Below are 16,643 nucleotides of genomic sequence, written 5' to 3'. Positions count from 1 at the left end.
TTCTCTAATTTAAAGAAGACCTCTTGAGGATTACAAGAGGTCTAATTTTTTTCAGCATCACTGATAAGAATTCTCTAACTCATCAATTAATGAACCTACATAAGAAACAGCTTTGCGGATTGGATCTGGTTTCGACATATCAACTCCAGCATGCTTTAAAAGTTCAAGCGGTTCCATTGTTCCACCTGCACGCAGTACATCGAGCCAACGATTAATAGCTGGCTGTCCTTCTTCCTGAATGAATTGGGATACGGCAGTGGAGGCAGTTAAGCCAGCAGAATATGTGTATGAATATAAACCCATATAATAATGGGGTTGACGCATCCATGTTAGGCCTGCTCCTTCATCAATTTCAACCGTATCTCCCCAAAATTCAGAAAGAACAGCTGTTTTTATTTCTGTTAAGGTTGTTGCAGTAAGAGCCTTCCCATCTTCAGCTAAAGCGTATACTCTACGTTGATATTCAGCCTCAAGTAAATGGGTAACAAAGTTATGGTAATAAGTTTCTAATAGCTGTAAGATAATCCATCGGCGCATTCTTTTATCTTCATTTGTAGCGAGCAAATGCCGAGCTAGTAGCATTTCATTCATCGTAGATGGCGCTTCAATGAAATACATGGATGGACGAACATTCATTATACGCTGATTTTTATTTGCTAAATAAAAATGACCAGCATGTCCAAATTCATGTGCCAATGTAAAGCAGCCGCGCATATTATCTTGCCAAGTAATAAGGATGTAAGGATGTGATCCATATGGGCTAGAGCAGAAGGCACCAGTTGATTTTCCAACGTTATCTGCAAGATCTACCCATCGTTCCTTAAAACCTTTTTCTATGATTTCGCTGTACTCAGGACCTAATACTTTTAAAGATTCTTGGATTAGTTTACTAGCCTCTTCATAAGTTATTGTTGGATTGAACTCTGGATCTAGTGGTGCTTTCAAGTCACAAAAAAGCATATGTTCCAGTCCTAATACTTTCTTTTTAAGCTTAGCAAAGCGACGCATATGAGGTGCTAATTCTTTATAAATAATATCTAGTTGATTGTTATACATTTCGAGTGTTACTTTTTGCGGATCCAAAAGCATATGAGTAGCAGATTCATACTTACGTAAACGAGCAAGTGTTACTTGCTTTGTTATCTCTGTGGAATAGGTGGTAGCAATCGTGTTTTTATATTGTTTCAGCGTAGAAACAAAAGATGTATACGCTTTTCTGCGAATATTTGTGTTAGGAGAAAACTCGTAGCGACTTTCAAATAATGCAAAGGATACAGGTAATTCGGCACCTTGTTCATCTTGAATAGGAGCGAACTCCATATCGGCTAACTTAGTCATTCCATAAATTTTATAAGGAGCCCCATGGACTTCGCCAAGTGCTGCAAGAACTTCTTCTGTTTCTGGTGAAAGCTTATGCTTTCTCGATTCAAGAATTTCTAGTAGCGATTTTCGGAAAGGTTCAAGCTCTGCTTCTTCCTGAAGATAGTTTTCAATCGTTCCTTCTTCAAGTGCAAGAATCTCAGTTGGAATAAATGATAAAGCTGTATACAGTTTCGTACCTAAAGCAGAGACCTTTGCTGCACTTATCTGATTAACAGGATCTGTCCGATCTGTAGATTCATTTAAGTTTGCAAAAGCCCAAAGCTTAATCAATTTCATCAAAAGCTGTTCTTGAAGGAGCAGGCAGTCTAATAAAGCTTTTGATCCGGTATGGAAGGTCGTTTTAAAGGCATCAATTTTTATAATATCTTCTTCCAGTACTTTTCGTGCATCCTCCCAGGCTTGACTAGATGAAAATAAATCAGTGAGGTCCCATGTTAATTCTAACGGAACTTCTGAGCGAGTAAGACGTTTCTCTACTACTTTTTCCATCTATAATCTCCTCCTTGTTATGTCTATTCCATAATAATACTACTAGAAAATTCAGTTAATTAAAATGACCTATCTATTTAATAAGAGAAATTGCATCATAAATAAAGGTTCTTAGTACGTAAAAAAAGCTCGGCATATGCCGAGCTTTTTTATTATTTGCTAGATGATCCAGTTGAGCCGTCTGCTTTTGGAGCCTCGAAGATATCTTTTAAATCTTTATCGTTAATCTTCACATCTGATTTTTTGATTTCTTTTGTAACAAGATCGTTCATAAATTGAGCGTCTTGCATTTTCTTGTCAGCCATATCGCTCTTAATACGATCTTTTTCTTGATCGAATGGTTTCAATTCTTTAATGTCAGTTACTTTGATGATATGGTAGCCAAATTGTGATTTTACGGGTTGACTAACTTCACCTTTTTTCAATTTATATGCAGCATCTTCAAATTCTTTTACCATTTTACCTGGTCCAAAGTATCCTAAGTCGCCGCCTTTATCTTTTGAACCTGTATCTTCAGAGTATTGTTTTGCTAAGTCTTCAAAAGATTTTCCTTGTGCTAGTTCAGCTTCTACTTTTTTCGCAGTTTCTTCATCTTTTACAAGGATGTGGCTTGCTTTGATTTCAGGTTTGTAATTTTCTTTTGCTTCTTTGTCTGTGATAGAGCTCTTCACAGCTTCTTTCATTGCAAGTTCGCCGCGAACGGATTCTTTTAATTGTTTCTCAGTCATACCGCTTTGTTTTAATACAGCATCAAATTGATCGCCGTATTGCTTTTTGTATTCGTCATATCGTTTATTAACGTCATCGTCTTTTACTGGGTAATTTTTAACGAATACTTTCTCCATTACCATGTTACGTAAGACGTTTTTGCCGCCTTGCTGCTTCATAGCATTATAGAAATCATCTTTTGTTATATCGCCAGCTTTTGACGTTACAACTTTGTCCGAAGTGCCGCATGCTGATAATGTGAAGACACTTGTTACAGCTAAGGCAAGTATTGCTTTCTTCATGAAATAAACACTCCTACTATTATGTATTTTTTTATAGTATAAGCAATATGTACTAAAATTAATATAGCATATTTTGAGTTGTTTTCCTATTGATAAAGAAAAATTACCCATTTGTTGGGGGAGAATTGTCAGATTAGGTGATATCACCATTTTAGGTTTATTCGCATACAAAAGAAGGTGAGGGGGTTGCATTTATGATAAATCGACAATTAATTTTATGGCTTGTGTTATTTATTTTATTAGTGATAGTAGGTATAATTTGTTTATAGAGGAAAAAAGTGAGGAAGGGGTTCCCTTCCTCACTTTGCATGAAATATAATTTCTATATAACTAGAAATTAATAAAATGGTAATACATACATTAATGAACCGAAAGACACCTGTTTTACTTCGATCGGACATTTGTTTTTGCTGACACAATGTATGCGTCATGAAATTTGTGTACATTAGAACAATAAGTGCAAAAACGATAAATATAATTGTCACGAGGAGAGTCCTCCTTTGGCGAAAATACATATAATTGAATCTATTGTATCATACGATATTTTGTTCGTGTTATAAAATTCTGAAATAGAGAAACTTGGATGAGGAAGAGAGGGAAGAGAATGGACGTTGTTAAGCGCTTAGAACAAGCAGAGTATTATGTATCGCTTCTTTTTAATATGATAGATGAACAAAAGTGTCCATTTTACTCTTTAATTATAAAGAAGAAGGTAATGAGACGTGATGTAGAACGTTTTTTAGCTCTTTGTGAAAAAATGAACGAGCAATACATAATTGAAAAACAAGAAGGTTTACTTTTATTTGATGCACTGTTGAATAAATTTGAAAAAGCGCTTCCACGAGGTCTCGAAGGAAAAGAGACCGCAGAAGCGCTCGAACGTCAAGGTTTATTTCAACCATTAATGCAAGAATTTATACGTATGATGGCAATAAAATAATAATTTAAAACTTTTTAACAAGCTTTGCGTCGAGCTCTGTAAAATTGTCCTCGATATTATCCAGGGATTTCTCGAAAATGTCGATAAAATCTTGCCCGTAAATATTTCTTAAAATGGCAATTAATTCGATATTTTCTGGGAATTTACCGTAAAAATTACGAAGAGCCAAAGCGCCATTAAAGACAGAGTTACTTTCAGGATCATATTCCTCCATTAATTGCAGCAGCAATTGCTCCCCCTTATCCGTTATCTCAATGTACGTGTTTCGCTTGTCATCTTCTTTTTTTGAAAATATAAGTAAACCGCGCTCTTCTAGTTTTTTAGAGAAGTTAAAAGCTGTGGATACGTGCATCACGCCGAATTTTGCGATTTCTGAAATAGAAGCCCCTTTTAAATGATACGCAATCCATAAAATATGATGCTCATTAATGTTTAAATCGTATGGTTTAATCCATTGCTGCCAATCTTTTTCTACAGACTTCCATAATGCTTTTGATAATTGAGCAATGCGTTGGCTGAAAATCATCGCTTCTTTTATCGAATAACTTTTTTCCCCGCTTTTCATTCATTCACCCACTTTATACAAATCTTATTCATTAGTATCTATTATGCCAGTAAAATAAAAATTAATAAAGTTTTTTTGTTAGAATTGTGAAAATTTTTTGTAAAAATGACAAAACAATACAAAATCCGAGTTAATTTGTATTGATCTGTCATTTTTTCGAGTGGGTTTGGAAGCGGTTTATCATAAGGAAGGATAAAGATTGGCGTAATTTTATTCTCATTTGCATGAAAAAAAGGAAACGGTGTGATTGTATAAAAAATACGGCACATGTATATCATGTGCCGTGTAAGAGAAGAAAGGAATCGCAAATATTTGTTATATACGAAAAATTACGCTTTATCAGGAACAGCTTGTTGTAATTTTTCAATTGATTTTTGAATGTCTTCAATTTCTTGCTCAATATGACGTTTGTTTTGCGCAATATCTTGTCTCCATGTAGAGAATGTTTCGTGCATATCATGTGTCAATTCTTGAATTACATCTTTTCCTTCAGAAGCTGTTTCAACAATTTGGCGTTTTAATAATTTCGTATCTGCTGTAATATCAGATATTGTTTTCTTTATATCATTTCCTTTTTCTTTTAACTTATTTCGCATGTCTTTTCCAGATGAAGGAGTGGAAAAGAGCACAGCAAGTCCAGCGACAGCTCCGCCGCAGATGACGCCAGTTAGAAAGGATTTTGATTTTGACATAAAAAGTGCCTCCTTAATTCGTTCAACTAACCATTACAAATAGAAGTTTCACTGTATCCTGCTCAAACAGTCAGTAATATAGGCTATTTTAAGAAGAAAAACCGATCGTTTGAGCCCGATTCGTTCAACTAACCATCATAGATGGGAGTTTCACTGTATTGTTATACTCATGATGTATCAAATCTTGCATATGCATAAGACAAGGGGGGAGAAAAGTGAAATGGATTACAACAATTTGTTTTATTGTCAGTCTTTTCTTTCTTGTACGAGCAATGCAATTATTTCTTATCATAAAACAGAAAAGATCGTACCCGCCAATAACTTGGGTGAAACAACAAGCTGTTAGGTTCGTTTTTATTGGCGGAGTATGTATGTTATGTACAATTTTATTGTACATACTACGATAGGGTGTCTATTCAGGTAAATTGGTTAGTCTGTTTTTATATGTTATATAAAAACATTATTTACAAGATCTGATCTTTTCAACTCATTAGTTCCAGGTAAAAGTGTAATATTACTTTACGCTAGTTGCAATCGTATTTGCAATATTTTGTAACTCGTCCATTGTGTAATCACCTTGATGAGATTTCCACACCGCGCCAAATCCGTCCTTTTCGCCGTAGCGTGGAATTAAATGAAGATGGAAGTGAAAGACAGTTTGTCCCGCTCTTTCTCCATTATTATTTAATAAGTTAAAGCCAACTGGATTGTATTCAGCTTTAATAGCGTTCGAAATTTTTGGAACGACAGAGAAAATGTGTGCAGCAATTTCTGGTGTTAACGCAAATACATCTTGTTTATGTACTTTTGGAATTACGAGTGTATGTCCTTTTGTAACTTGGCTAATATCAAGAAAAGCGAGTACATGCTCATCCTCATATACTTTTGCACAAGGAATTTGTCCCTCAATAATTTTACAAAAAATACAATTATCCGCTGTATGATTCATATTCCTCATCCTTTCAGTAGTCTTAGCCGTATTTTACCATAATTACATAGTAGAAAAAACACGAAAAGCAGGAAGCTTAAAAAGCTTCCTGCCCTCTGAAGAAGGTTTGAAAAAGCGTTTTCGTTTAATCTACCTTTAACAGACACCTCATTTATTAGGAAATGCGTGGTAATTCGACATCTACTCTGCCGTCGACACCCCATTTACAATGAAATGATGTTGCAATCCTTCTGAAATGACTTGTTTATTTTATAAAACAGTATCTACTCTCCTCGAGACACCCCGTTTCTAAAATTAAACAATTATCTGCTCCGTGTAAACTCACTCACTTTGTCCACTATAGACACCCCATTTCATGATGATTTCGCTATGCTGTGTTCATCACGTTTATGGTTGCTTTTTCAATGTGTTCCTTCCTCACTAATTATGATGTCCGCTTTTGTAAAAGTTATGTAAAGGAAATTTTTTCTTTTTAAAAAAGTTCGGTACTATGTAGGTGCTTTGATTTTTTGGTAAGATGATTATACATACATAAAGAAGAAAGTGGTGTCATATGGAACAATTATTGCAAGTAGAAAATGTTACAGGCGGATATACAAAACGGCCTGTATTGCAAAATATTTCATTCTCCGTCAAAAAAGGAGAACTTGTCGGTTTAATTGGTTTAAACGGTGCGGGAAAGAGTACAACAATTAAGCATATTATCGGATTGATGGAGCCGAAACAAGGTCACATTACAATTAACGGTAAGACATTAAAAGATGATATGACAGCATATCGCTCCAGTTTCTCGTTTATTCCAGAAACACCTGTGTTATATGAGGAGTTAACATTAGAAGAGCATTTAAAGTTAACGGCAATGGCCTATGGCGTTGAGAAAAAAGAATATGAAGAACGTGTAGAAAGACTGTTAAAAGAATTTCGTATGAAAAATCGTTTAAAGTGGTTTCCATCCCATTTTTCAAAAGGGATGAAACAAAAAGTAATGATTATGAGCGCTTTTTTAGTACAACCTTCTTTATATATTGTTGATGAACCGTTTGTCGGATTAGACCCGTTAGCGATTCAAACGCTTTTGCAAATGATGGATCAAATGAAAAAAAGCGGTGCTGGCATTTTAATGAGTACACACATTTTAGCAACAGCAGAACGTTATTGTGATTCGTTCATTATTTTGCATCAAGGTGAAATTCGTGCACAGGGAACGCTTGAAGAGCTGCAACAGCAGTTTAACATGCCGTTGGCGACGCTTGATGATATTTACATTGCATTAACGAAGGAAGAAGATGCTGATGAATAGTAAAGAGTTATGGAGAGAACGGTTTCGTCATTTTTTAAAAGAAATGCGTACATACGGTAAATATGTGTTTAATGATCATTTGAAATTTATTTTTGTATTTATCATCGGTGCGGGGGCGTATTATTACCAGCAATGGTTGCAAACATTAACACCTTCATTTCCGACAGCATTTGTTATAGCAGTTCTACTAGGACTTGTATTAACAGCAGGGTCAGTTCAAACCTTATTAAAAGAAGCGGATCTTGTGTACTTACTTCCAGTAGAGGAAAAATTAAAAGCATATTTCACAAAATCCTTTCAATTCACGTTTATTATCCAGTTGTATATGATAGCGATGGCAAGTGCAGCGCTTGCTCCGCTCTATTTCCAGCAGATGAAACAATCTGGGGCTACATATATTTTAATTGTGCTTGCTATTGTATTAAGTAAAGGCTGGAATTTGTTTGTTACTTGGGAAAAATCGTATATGACGGATAGCCGTATGCACCTCATTGATTGGTTCGTCCGTTTTTTGCTTAACTTTTTCTTTGTTTATTTCCTTGTAGAGCGCGCCTCTGTTATTTATATGGGAGCAATTGTCTTCGCAATGGCGGTTTATCTTGTATTTTTGCATCAGAAAGTAAAAGGAAAACCGCTGAACTGGGAATACTTAATTGAAGAAGAAGGAAAGAAAATGTTATTGCTATACCGCATTGCCAACATGTTTGTCGATGTGCCGGCGTTAAAGGAACGTGTATCACGCCGGAAATGGCTTGATTTTATTCTTAATACCGTATCAGAAAAACGAACATATTTATTTTTATTCGTACGCACGTTTTTACGCTCAGGAAATTATTTTGGGCTGTATGTTCGCTTACTTGCAATTGGTGGACTGATTTTATACTTTGTTCCATTTTTATATGCACGTTTTATTGTCAGCGTCGTGTTTTTATATTTAATCGGTTATCAGTTGTTAAGTTTATGGAAGCACCATCGTTTGAAGATATGGCTTGATCTATATCCTGTTTTAGAGGAAGAAAAGATGAAAGATTTTCTTGCGTTATTATGTGCTTTGCTTTGCGTAGGTGGTGTCATTTTCACTGTGCTATTTGCGTTTGCGACGAAGGATATGATGATGACAGGAATTGTATTTCTTGAAAATATGTTATTTAGTGTTGGATTTGCATATCGATATGGAGCAATGCGCTTAAAAAAATTATCACGCATGTAATGCGTAGCTTTCACTGTATAAGGAAAGGAAGAAAAGTATGACTGAATATGAACAGAAGGTCATCTTAGAATTACAACAGTGGAAAAGAAAAATTATAAAAAACTCTTCTGCAATGACACGTTTCTCCAAAGCAATGCAAACGAAAGTACAGCAATTCATTCCAACAAAAGTGCAAAACATACTAACAGAAACGATTAAAACGATGGTGCAAGGAATTAGTATTGGTTCAAATTTCATCAAACCAAAGCTAAAAGAAACGGATTGGTCATTGCAAAGAAGAGATGAAGAAGTGCGAAAGAAAATCGATGAGTATAAAAAGATTGCTGCAGCAGAAGGAGCTGGAACAGGAGCAGGTGGTTTCTTACTGGGGCTCGCCGACTTCCCGCTTTTACTTAGCATTAAAATAAAATTTTTATTTGATGCGGCAACGCTGTATGGCTATGATACGAGTAAAAAAGAAGAACGGTTATTCATTCTTCATGTATTCCAACTTGCTTTCTCAAGTGATGATCATCGAAAAGAAATATGGAAAGCCATTGAGACGTGGGATACGAATATAGAAAATCATATTGATTGGGAAAAATTTCAGCAAGAATACCGAGATTATATTGATTTAGCCAAGATGTTGCAGCTTGTACCAGTTATCGGTGCACCGGTGGGGGCATATGCGAACTACCAACTTTTGCAGCGGCTCGGTGAGGTGACAATGAATTGCTATCGATTTCGATTCTTACAGCAACAAGGAATCATGTAACGTGAAAAACTTTCGTATCTATATGAATACTCCCCCACTTAGCAAAGCTTGAAGTGGGGGTTTCTAACGTTTCGACCTAACGGACGATTAACGTCAGTGGAGTTAACACACTAGCGAGCTGTTTCACGCCTAACCCCTCTATCCCGTTTGTCCATGCATTCGGGACTACTTTTCGTAAAATATTAGCCGCAGCATTTACGTCTGCGTTGATTTCGATTCCTTTTGCAGAACGATACATACCACGCTTCATTCGTTTTCCTGAAAACGTTGCATTTTGGTCATTTGTTCCATACGTTGGAATAAAGTCATGATCTAGAAAACTTGCTTTTGATGTGTAAGATTCCTCGGTTACAATAACTTGAATGCCTACTGCATTTGCTTTGTATGTAATCATTTGAATCAATACACTGTGCGAGATATGGCAAAACGTTTGGTTATTTTTCCTTCCCATATTCGTTTCTTGCTTCCAACTTTTGTTTTGACCAATAACGATTTTGCAAATTTCCTCTTCTTGAGCTAGTTTTACAATATGATGACTAGCTTTATGGAAGATGTCTTTTATTTTCAGGTAACGATTTTGATGAAGTTTTTCTATTCTTTTAGAAGTAAAAGGTCCTTCATTTGTTTGTTTACCTTGCCTTAGAACACTTGTAAAGTGACTCTTCATTTTGTTGTAATATTGATTTATGCTTTTGACATGTTTGCCCTTAACAAGTACAGGCTTCATACCTGTGTTTGTTACGATGGTTGCAAGGTTATCAATACCTAAATCAATACTCATATAACGCCCATTCTCTTCAACGGATTGTTGTTCTGAAGGAACATCTACCACCAATTCCACTACATACTCATTGTATTTTGGAATGACACGAACTTGCTTCAGTTTACCTTCAGTAAACCCTAATTTCCCAATGTTTAATTGCAATTTTGTCTTTGGAAACTTTAAAAACTTATCATTTTTAATGACACAATCTTGATTTGTATACAAGATTTCCTTTTCAGAAGAACGAATATACTTTGGAATTCTAGGTTTTCCCGTATATTTGTTGGGATTCTCTTTATAATCTTTTAAACTAGCAAAAAAAGACTTCCAATTTTGGAATACATTTTTCATGATTGATTGACTAGATTGCGTAGGCAAAGCACGATAATCATTTTGAACGATACCCTTAAACAAAGCGTCCAGAAAATTGTAATCTACATAAGGATTTTCTGTAGTTGGTTCTGAAAATAAGTTGCATTTTACTTCTTTTTGTTTTTCTTTTGGCTTCAATTTTTCTTTTTCTAATTTCTTTTGATAGGCAAGAAGTTGCGTATCATTCATCTTCCCAATGTTTTTATCAATTGTATCCAAAACTTCTCTTTGTAAAGGTTGCAACTCCTTATCTTGTGTCAAACCTGTATACACTTGTCGTATATAAAAGTTTGTCGTGTTGTACATATTCTTAGCATTTTGACAAGATTTTTGAAAATAAGAATACATACGATGCCCTTTTTTAATCCAAATCTGAAGAGTTTTATAATTTGTTTGATTTTCCATTGTCATTTTTTCACCTCCTTGTTAAGGATATTATACCAAAACAAGAACGTACGTTTCTGTTGTTTTTTGAACATAAAATATTTTTTTCGATTCACCTCACCACCTTCACATATGTTTAGAGGTGGGAGTCCTCTCGAAAGGTATGATAGATGCGAAAGTTTTTTTGTAGTCATTTAAAGGAAAACATTTCCTTTAAATAGCTTGTTTTCCAATTATGTTTTTAATATGATTAATACAGCTTGGTAACTAAGATGATAGATTCGTAGAAAAAGATGTACTATATTATAAAATAGAGGTGAAACGATGCAACCATTAGAAAATCAAATTCATTCCAGCATGGTACGAGTATGGCAAATTCACTCGCTCATTACATCTGGAGTCGGTCTTATTATTACAATAGCTTATTTTATATTTATGATGAAATTCGATTGGACAGGCTGGATATTCGGTGCGCTTGTAATAGGGCTTCTTGCATATGCACCGCTCGGTTATCTTGTATTTCCGAGCTTACGTCAGCGTTATCATAGCTATCAATTAAATGAGGAAGAGATGGAAATTCAACATGGAATGTTCGTTGTGAAGCGCGTATTAGTACCGATGATTCGTATTCAACACGTAACGATTGAACAAGGTCCGATTATGCGGAAATTTGGATTGACAGAATTAAAAGTGTCTACAGCAGCAATGACCCATGGTATTCCTGGTTTAACAATGAGGGAAGCTGAACAATTAAAACGCCAAATTTCTGAACTGGCGAAGGTAAGTGATGAAGATGTATAAGAGACAGCATCCGATTACGATTTTATTTGAATTAAAATTAAGAGATTTGTTTCCAACGTTTATACTTCTCTTTAGTATGAAAGGTAAGTTTTCATTTTGGTATTTGCTTCCGGTTGGAGTTTTTGCGTTTACCATTATTTCTACTATGATTGCATGGTATTACAAAGTATATTGGATTGAAAATAATACTCTGCATATTAAACATGGATTGTTTGTGAAAAAAGAAAGTTATTTGAATAAAGAACGAGTGCAAACAATTAATACAAGCTCCAATGTTGTCTATCAATTGTTAGGTTTAACGAAATTAAAGATTGAAACAGCTGGTGGCGGTCATGAACCAGAGGTAAGCCTAGCAGGGATTACAACTCAGGAGGCAAAGTATTTAATTTCGCTTCTAAATGAAGAAGCAAAATTAGAAGGACAGTTCTCAGAAGACAATGATGTGTTAACGAATGAAACAAATACAGCTGTTTATAAATTAACAGTAAAAGAAATTCTCCTTGCCTCTGTTACATCAGGGCAGTTTGGATTATTATTTTCGTTTCTTTTCATCTTTGCGCAAGAGCTAAAGGACTACATTCCAAAAAGTATGATTGATGCGATTGAAAAATATGTGGAAGATAGTGATATGTACGGCTGGATGTATATGGCGGCTGTTTTAATTATATTTTCATGGATTATTTCAACACTTTCATATGCGTTTAAACATGCGAATTTTACTGTTTACCGAAGAGGAGATGAAATTCGCATTTCGCAAGGGTTATTTGAGAAAAAGGAGCTTGTCCTAAAACTACACCGAATCCAAGCTATTACGATTAAAGAGGCGCTGCTTCGACAACCATTTGGTTATTGCTCAGTGCACGTAGAAGTGATTCAAAGCATTGGAAAACATGAAATGAATGTCACCCTGCATCCCCTGATGAGAAAAAAGGATGTCGAGCAGCTATTGGAGCACTTGCAATTACCATATAAAATAGAGGAGCAGGTAACACATTTACCAAAAGCAGCAATGCGCCGCTACCTCATTTATAGTTGGCTCATTTGTATGATATTTGCGATACCGATTGCAGGAGTTAGTATATATTTTAAACAATACATCGGGTTATTTGCGTTAATTCCATTGTTTATGCTTTTTACAGCTCTTGGATACGGGAAATTTACAACAGGCGGATACGCGCTAGAGCCGAACCAGCTCACAATTGTATATCGCGGCATTGCTAAATATACGGGATTAGTAAGAAAAAGACATATTCAATCGATGAAGAAAAGTCAGTCTTACTTTCAACGTAAAGATCAATTATGTACATATATGTTTGCAGTTGCGTCATCAGGCGCAGGTAAACATTATGAATTAAAACATATGAGATTGGAAGATGCAGACAGGATGCAAGATTGGTATAAACAAAAAGATAAAAAATATTTGTAGGCTGAAAAATAAAGTGAAAAGAAGATAATCATCTATTATATGTAGATGGTTATCTTCTTTATTGTTTCCATAGATCATAAGAGCAAGAGTGAAGACGAAATAGATATAGATTACTTGTTAGAAGGGTTAAGATATAAGGTGTGGAATAAGTTTCTTAAACAATAAATAAAGGGTGTATATCATGCATAAAAACGAATATGAATGGGTCAAACAGACTCGAGCAGTACTTCTTGACTTTTGTAGAGAACTAGAACCAAATGACTTTACTCGCCAGATGGGATTCGGTTGGCAAAGTGTGCGAGACACAATGGTGCACGTAGCAGACTGTTATAACGCTTGGCTCGGCTCATTTGTTTTATTAAAGACGAAGAAGCCGCTCACTTCAAAGGAAGACCTGCAACAACTTGGTTTGAACGAAATAAAAGTACGCTTTGAACATGTAGATTCTCTTGTAAATGAAGTATTTGAAGTACTTGCACATCACATGGATGAGCCGATTCAGAGGGAGATTCCTTGGAGAGAAAAAGGAGAAATGTTATCAATCACACCTGGTAAATTACTAACACATGCAATCACTCACGAATTCCATCATAAGGGACAGATTGTAGCTATGATACGCCAGATGGGCTATGAACCTCCAAACACAGATGTGTTAGGAACTAATGATTAGAGAGAATACATGTGGTGCTTCGTTTGTTGAAAACAGAAAGTAAAAAGCATGGCACCAACATATGTGATGCTGTTTGTAAGCAGTCTTTTTTGTTTGCGATACAACAGAGCAAAAATATGTATTCTCCTTTGTTTTTTCATCCTCTACTGATAGAAAGCTTTTATCAATCGGGCTTTTACGGGCAGTTAACATCCAACTATCTTCTTTGCTTCTCTCTGAATCTTGAGGTTGGGGTCTTACTGCCCGCGAATAGCGGGATAAATTTTATAGAGTTAGAAAGAGATGTAAGCAGAAGGAGAGGCTTACATCTTTTTTTTATTTTTTATCAAACCAATCAAACTTTTCTATCGTTACCTTACATATAAATAAAAAATTAAAGGAGGAGTCAGTATGAAAGCATGGCAATGTGTTGTAGCCATATTAGCGAGCATTTTTCTATTAACAGCGTGTAATAGCGATAAGAAAGAAGATGCTCAAAATAAGAAAACGAGCGAGGAAAACGTGAGTGAAGTTATTAGTAAGAAAGACGAATCTCCTAGTTTACAATTATTAGAGAACGATAAGGTTGGAAAATATTTAGCAGATTCAGATGGAAAGACACTCTATTATTTTACAAAAGACACAGCTAAGGTAAGTAATTGTAGTGGTGAATGTGTAAAACTTTGGCCGCCATTTGCTGCAAAAGATTTTGAAGTGCCAAAAGGATTTGATAAAAAAGATTTTGCTACGATAACAAGAGAAGATACGAAAGAACAACAAGTAACGTATAAAGGATATCCCCTTTACTATTTTGCTAATGATAAATCAAAAGGAGATATAAATGGACAAGGGGTTAAGGATATATGGTTTGTGCTGAATAGTGAAACTACATTTAAACAGTGATAAAGTGAAACTTCCATCAGTGGGGGAGGGTTTTATCCCACACTGATGGTTAGTTGAACCAATCGGGCTTTTACGGGCAGTTATCCCCCACCTATCTTCTTCGCTTCTCTCTCAATCTTGAGGTGGGGGTCTTACTGCCTGCGAATAGCGGGATTACTATTCTGTTAAAAGGAGCGACCAACGTTGTTGGTGGTTCCTATTTTTCTTCCTGAATTATATAATTAAATAAATTACGAATTGTCAGAAATAAATGAAAAAACAGGGAGTGCAGGTGAGAATGAAAGAAAAAAATGATTATGAGCTAATGCAATTAGTAAAAAAGAACTATCGTCCTGCATTAGAAGAACTATATGAACGATATATTAAGCTGGTATATAGTTTCACTTTTAAATTTTTCCAAGGAAATGAAGACGAAACAAAAGAAGTCGTTCAATTAGTTTTCTTAAAACTTTGGACAACGAAAAGTATGTATAATCCTTCAAAAGGTGAGTTCGTAAATTGGTTACTTACGATTACGAGGAATATATGTATTGATTATGTCCGAAAAGAAAATAAAGAACTTATGTATAGGAAGTTTGATGACGCTGAAAAACCTATGCATATAGCAGATTCAAAGAATGAAATCGAGAAAAGGCTGCACAGTGTTGAAATTCAAAAGGCAAAGCAGAATTTGTCTACGTCCCAAAAAAGATTAATCGATTTACTATATTGGAAAGGTTATTCCCTTAGTGAAATTGCTGAAATGGAAGATGAGCCATTGGGAACTACTAAGAGTCGTCTTCATCAATCTTTAAAGCGATTAAAAAAATATCTAGAATAGAGGGGATAGTATGGAGAGAGAATGTGAGCATTTATTATCTTACATTACAAATACATTTGATGATAGAGAAGAAAAAAAGTTTAAAGAACATGTAAAGACATGCCCGAAATGTCAGGCTGAGTATCCATCCATGCAGGCAGCTTGGGAAGCGCTGCATTTCGACTTTGAAGAGAAAGAAGTACCAGCAACATTAAAAGCTGAAGTGTTTGATTTTGTATTTGCACACGAACAAACGAATGAAGATAACAGAGTAACAACGAAATGGAAAGAATGGACGGCTTTACTAAAAAAACAATTTACACCGTTAACAACAGTATTACTAGTAACAATGTTAGTGATTACAGTAGCATTAACAATCGAAAATTCGCAATTAAAAATACAACCTTTAGCTAAGCATGAATTAAACAGTAATCCAATTGAAGTAATTTCTACTCGTCCATTAGTATCAACCGATCAAAACCATGAAAATACAAAGGGGTATATGTTTGTTATACAACAAGGAGATAAGAAAAAATTAGTTGTACAAGCTGATCATTTGCCACAAGTAAAAAATTCAGAAGTGTATCAAGTTTGGTTATTAAAAGATGGAGAAAGAAAAAACGCTGGAATATTTAAACCTGATGAAACTGGTTCAGGACTCCTGACATATGAAATTTCACAAACACAGTCCTTTGATAACATCGGTATTACACTTGAACCGGATTCAAATAGTACGAAACCTCTTGGCAAAAAGATACTCGGAACATAAAACATATGTTGTAGTGAATTCAATTTTCTTATTAACTTTTATAAAGGGGGGAGTTTGAAGTTCCTTTTAATTCTAATTATGAGGATATTAAAAAATAAAAAAGGGGAATTTTTAATGCAAGCAAATTTAGAAACGATAAAACAAAATCTGGATAATCGTGATGAGGTTTTAGCAAACATACGGTGTTCTTTGGAAGTGTTTATATACAGACAAACGATACGACCAGGTATCCTAGTAGCAACAAAAAATAAACTTATTTTTTGTGCAGACTCTATTGTAGAAAATGAATTAACTGAGATTTATGAGTATACAGATATAGATGAGATTACACGAAAAAAAGGGATAATGAACGAGTATATTTCAATGAAACATAAAGAAGATGTAGTAAGATTCAAACAGTTAATGAGTGCTAACGTAGAAGATTTTATCGCTATTATTAAGTCGAAAATAAGTAAATAACATCAACAAAGATCTCTTATTGGAGG

Annotated in this window: 19 protein-coding genes and 1 pseudogene; 13 read left to right on the top strand and 7 right to left on the bottom strand. The window is 35.0% G+C overall.

Features of this window, described 5'->3' with window-relative positions:
- Positions 1–57: 57 nt before the first annotated feature.
- Together pepF and prsA are read right to left on the bottom strand one after the other, a co-directional pair.
- Positions 58–1,872 (bottom strand): oligoendopeptidase F, encoded by a 1,815-nt coding sequence (pepF, locus tag ACFQZ1_RS12565; protein WP_377882513.1) that lies wholly within the window; start codon positions 1,870–1,872, stop codon positions 58–60.
- A 152-nt stretch (positions 1,873–2,024) separates the two neighbouring features.
- Entirely contained in the window at positions 2,025–2,882 is an 858-nt protein-coding gene (gene prsA / locus ACFQZ1_RS12560; protein ID WP_377882512.1) for a peptidylprolyl isomerase PrsA, read from the bottom strand.
- 200 nt (positions 2,883–3,082) lie between these two features.
- Between prsA and ACFQZ1_RS12555 the strand changes: the two are divergent.
- Positions 3,083–3,151: pseudogene (locus tag ACFQZ1_RS12555) on the top strand (YjcZ family sporulation protein); the annotation flags it as partial.
- A gap of 30 nt (positions 3,152–3,181) precedes the next feature.
- Here the strand turns inward: ACFQZ1_RS12555 and ACFQZ1_RS12550 are convergent.
- The gene (locus ACFQZ1_RS12550; protein ID WP_377882511.1) at positions 3,182–3,397 is read right to left on the bottom strand and encodes a hypothetical protein; all 216 of its coding nucleotides are present in this window, start codon (positions 3,395–3,397) and stop codon (positions 3,182–3,184) included.
- An 89-nt stretch (positions 3,398–3,486) separates the two neighbouring features.
- Between ACFQZ1_RS12550 and ACFQZ1_RS12545 the strand changes: the two genes are divergently transcribed.
- Positions 3,487–3,822, top strand: a complete 336-nt coding sequence (locus ACFQZ1_RS12545) for a DUF1878 family protein (RefSeq protein ID WP_377882510.1) — start codon at positions 3,487–3,489, stop codon at positions 3,820–3,822.
- Between the two features lie 4 nt (positions 3,823–3,826).
- Here ACFQZ1_RS12545 and ACFQZ1_RS12540 read toward each other — a convergent pair whose 3' ends face one another.
- A complete protein-coding gene (locus ACFQZ1_RS12540; protein ID WP_377882508.1) occupies positions 3,827–4,387 on the bottom strand; it encodes an HTH-type transcriptional regulator Hpr in 561 nt (186 codons plus the stop codon).
- A 329-nt stretch (positions 4,388–4,716) separates the two neighbouring features.
- The gene (locus tag ACFQZ1_RS12535; protein ID WP_377882506.1) at positions 4,717–5,079 is read right to left on the bottom strand and encodes a YtxH domain-containing protein; all 363 of its coding nucleotides are present in this window, start codon (positions 5,077–5,079) and stop codon (positions 4,717–4,719) included.
- Between the two features lie 215 nt (positions 5,080–5,294).
- Between ACFQZ1_RS12535 and yhzF the strand changes: the two genes are divergently transcribed.
- Positions 5,295–5,486, top strand: a complete 192-nt coding sequence (gene yhzF, locus ACFQZ1_RS12530; RefSeq protein WP_377882505.1) for a membrane protein YhzF — start codon at positions 5,295–5,297, stop codon at positions 5,484–5,486.
- A 107-nt stretch (positions 5,487–5,593) separates the two neighbouring features.
- Here yhzF and ACFQZ1_RS12525 read toward each other — a convergent pair whose 3' ends face one another.
- Positions 5,594–6,028, bottom strand: coding sequence for an HIT family protein (locus ACFQZ1_RS12525; protein WP_377882504.1), 435 nt, complete (start codon positions 6,026–6,028; stop codon positions 5,594–5,596).
- Between the two features lie 553 nt (positions 6,029–6,581).
- Here ACFQZ1_RS12525 and ACFQZ1_RS12520 point away from each other — a divergent pair.
- From ACFQZ1_RS12520 to ACFQZ1_RS12510, 3 genes are read left to right on the top strand one after another with little or no spacing between them, the layout of a single operon-like run.
- Positions 6,582–7,328: an ABC transporter ATP-binding protein gene (locus ACFQZ1_RS12520; RefSeq protein WP_377882503.1), complete on the top strand. Its 747-nt coding sequence runs from the start codon at positions 6,582–6,584 to the stop codon at positions 7,326–7,328.
- On the top strand, positions 7,321–8,538 hold the full coding sequence (locus ACFQZ1_RS12515; RefSeq protein ID WP_377882502.1) for an ABC transporter permease: 1,218 nt from the start codon (positions 7,321–7,323) through the stop codon (positions 8,536–8,538). Before ACFQZ1_RS12520 ends, ACFQZ1_RS12515 begins: the two co-directional genes overlap by 8 nt.
- A gap of 37 nt (positions 8,539–8,575) precedes the next feature.
- Positions 8,576–9,292, top strand: coding sequence for an EcsC family protein (locus tag ACFQZ1_RS12510; RefSeq protein WP_377882501.1), 717 nt, complete (start codon positions 8,576–8,578; stop codon positions 9,290–9,292).
- Between the two features lie 76 nt (positions 9,293–9,368).
- On the opposite strand, the gene ACFQZ1_RS12505 is transcribed toward ACFQZ1_RS12510, so the two are convergent.
- Positions 9,369–10,838: an RNA-guided endonuclease InsQ/TnpB family protein gene (locus ACFQZ1_RS12505; RefSeq protein ID WP_377882500.1), complete on the bottom strand. Its 1,470-nt coding sequence runs from the start codon at positions 10,836–10,838 to the stop codon at positions 9,369–9,371.
- A 297-nt stretch (positions 10,839–11,135) separates the two neighbouring features.
- Between ACFQZ1_RS12505 and ACFQZ1_RS12500 the strand changes: the two genes are divergently transcribed.
- The 7 genes from ACFQZ1_RS12500 (at position 11,136) to ACFQZ1_RS12470 (ending at position 16,617) form a co-directional block, all read left to right on the top strand.
- On the top strand, positions 11,136–11,612 hold the full coding sequence (locus ACFQZ1_RS12500) for a PH domain-containing protein (protein ID WP_377882498.1): 477 nt from the start codon (positions 11,136–11,138) through the stop codon (positions 11,610–11,612).
- Positions 11,605–13,038, top strand: coding sequence for a PH domain-containing protein (locus ACFQZ1_RS12495; RefSeq protein WP_377882700.1), 1,434 nt, complete (start codon positions 11,605–11,607; stop codon positions 13,036–13,038). Before ACFQZ1_RS12500 ends, ACFQZ1_RS12495 begins: the two co-directional genes overlap by 8 nt.
- 181 nt (positions 13,039–13,219) lie before the next feature.
- A complete protein-coding gene (locus ACFQZ1_RS12490; protein ID WP_377882497.1) occupies positions 13,220–13,708 on the top strand; it encodes a DinB family protein in 489 nt (162 codons plus the stop codon).
- A 390-nt stretch (positions 13,709–14,098) separates the two neighbouring features.
- Entirely contained in the window at positions 14,099–14,590 is a 492-nt protein-coding gene (locus ACFQZ1_RS12485) for a COG4315 family predicted lipoprotein (protein WP_377882496.1), read from the top strand.
- A 277-nt stretch (positions 14,591–14,867) separates the two neighbouring features.
- Positions 14,868–15,410, top strand: coding sequence for an RNA polymerase sigma factor (locus tag ACFQZ1_RS12480; RefSeq protein WP_377882495.1), 543 nt, complete (start codon positions 14,868–14,870; stop codon positions 15,408–15,410).
- 10 nt (positions 15,411–15,420) lie between these two features.
- The gene (locus ACFQZ1_RS12475) at positions 15,421–16,158 is read left to right on the top strand and encodes an anti-sigma factor domain-containing protein (protein WP_377882494.1); all 738 of its coding nucleotides are present in this window, start codon (positions 15,421–15,423) and stop codon (positions 16,156–16,158) included.
- A gap of 114 nt (positions 16,159–16,272) precedes the next feature.
- Positions 16,273–16,617, top strand: a complete 345-nt coding sequence (locus ACFQZ1_RS12470) for a PH domain-containing protein (RefSeq protein WP_377882493.1) — start codon at positions 16,273–16,275, stop codon at positions 16,615–16,617.
- The last annotated feature ends 26 nt before the right edge of the window (positions 16,618–16,643 follow it).

Source organism: Bacillus sp. CGMCC 1.60114 (assembly GCF_042676365.1).
Classification (GTDB): Bacteria; Bacillota; Bacilli; order Bacillales; family Bacillaceae_G; genus Bacillus_A; species Bacillus_A rhizoplanae_A.
Note: the sequence above shows the minus strand (reverse complement) of the source record. Positions and strands in the feature narration are given on the sequence as shown.